Source organism: Terrisporobacter muris (genome assembly GCF_024621905.1).
Lineage (GTDB): Bacteria > Bacillota > Clostridia > Peptostreptococcales > Peptostreptococcaceae > Terrisporobacter > Terrisporobacter muris.
Genome location: NZ_JANKBY010000551.1, coordinates 1 through 1,416, shown reverse-complemented (window position 1 = coordinate 1,416; position 1,416 = coordinate 1). Strand labels below are relative to the sequence as shown.

At 27.5% G+C, this 1,416-nt stretch carries 2 protein-coding genes; both read right to left on the bottom strand.

The genetic code is table 11. The annotated features are described in order from the left end of the window. Positions 1-47: 47 nt before the first annotated feature. A complete protein-coding gene (locus NSA58_RS20200; RefSeq protein ID WP_052232983.1) occupies positions 48-623 on the bottom strand; it encodes a class I SAM-dependent methyltransferase in 576 nt (191 codons plus the stop codon). A 9-nt stretch (positions 624-632) separates the two neighbouring features. Then, the gene (locus tag NSA58_RS20195) at positions 633-1,346 is read right to left on the bottom strand and encodes a pseudouridine synthase (RefSeq protein ID WP_039679726.1); all 714 of its coding nucleotides are present in this window, start codon (positions 1,344-1,346) and stop codon (positions 633-635) included. Positions 1,347-1,416 lie beyond the last annotated feature (70 nt).

Genomic DNA, 1,416 nt, shown 5'->3' with positions numbered 1-1,416 from the left:
TTTTCATTATTCAATATATTTTTTATAAGGTAGCAAAATTATATATTTTAACCTTTTTTCTCTACTAAAATAAGTTGTGGCGGATTATTTATTTGATTTGTAAATTCCATATGTAATACATTATATTGATTTTGATCTAAATTATTTAAATACTCACATATATGATTTTTTTCTTCTAATCCACCTTCATGGCCTATATAAGCTGCTATACTAATTATTCCATTTGGCTTTAATAAATCTAAGCTTTTTTTAATAGCTTGCAAAGTTGTATCTGGTTTAGTTATTATCGCATGCTTTGCTCTAGGTAAATATCCTAAATTAAAAACTACACAAGATACATTTTCTTTTACATACTTATCTAAGTTTTCGTGACCATCAAGAATTAGTTCCACTCTAGATGTCATATTATCTCTTTCTACTTTTTTTCTTGTAGATTTAACAGCTTCTTCCTGTACATCAAATGCGTATACTTTTCCAGTTTCTCCAACTAAATTACCTAAGTATACTGTGTCGTAACCATTTCCCATAGTAGCATCAATTACCACGTCACCTTTTTCAATAATTTTTTCTAAAAATATTTTGTTTACTTCAGTTATTTTATTTATATATTTTGCTCTTAACATAATCTACCTCTATATACTTTTTAAATAATTTACTTCTTCCTCTGTAAGATGTCTATACTCTCCTGGCTTACAATTATCTAAAGTAATTTTTCCCATTGCCACTCTTTTAAGTCTAAGTACTGGATGATTTATAGCCTTACACATTTTTCTTACTTGTCTATTTTTACCTTCATGTATTTTTATTTCTAACTTAGATATACCTCTATTTTTGTCATGATATAAAACCTTAAGTTTTGCAGGTGCTGTTTTGTAATCTTCTATGTATAGACCTGACTTGAAGTTTTTAATTTCTTCTTCAGTTAATTCACCTTTTACCATGGCAACATATGTTTTATCAATTTCATGTTTTGGATGAGTTAGCTTGTATGTTAAATCTCCATCATTAGTAAGAAGTAATAGTCCACTTGTTTCATAGTCTAGTCTTCCCACTGGAAATACTCTTTCTTTCACATCGCTTAATAAATCTATTACACTTGGTCTATCAAACTGATCTTTTACTGTCGTTATGTATCCTTCCGGCTTATTTAATAATATATATACTAATTCTTCATCTAGAGATATTTTTACTCCATCAACTTCTACAGTATCATTTTGCTCATCAACTTGAAAAGATAATTCTTCTATTAACTTTCCATTTACTTTTACTTTTTTATTTAAAATAAGTTCTTCAGCTTTTCTTCTAGAGGCTACTCCACAAGAAGCTATATATTTGTTAATTCTCATATTTACTCCTTTAATTAATTTTTTTGTCCATAGTAAATACTAATATATGTGACAAATTTGTACAAGGTGT

Coding starts and splice junctions, on each gene's coding strand:
- NSA58_RS20200 (WP_052232983.1), bottom strand. CDS start 623: ATGTTAAGAGCAAAATATATAAATAAAATAACTGAAGTAAACAAAATA.
- NSA58_RS20195 (WP_039679726.1), bottom strand. CDS start 1,346: ATGAGAATTAACAAATATATAGCTTCTTGTGGAGTAGCCTCTAGAAGA.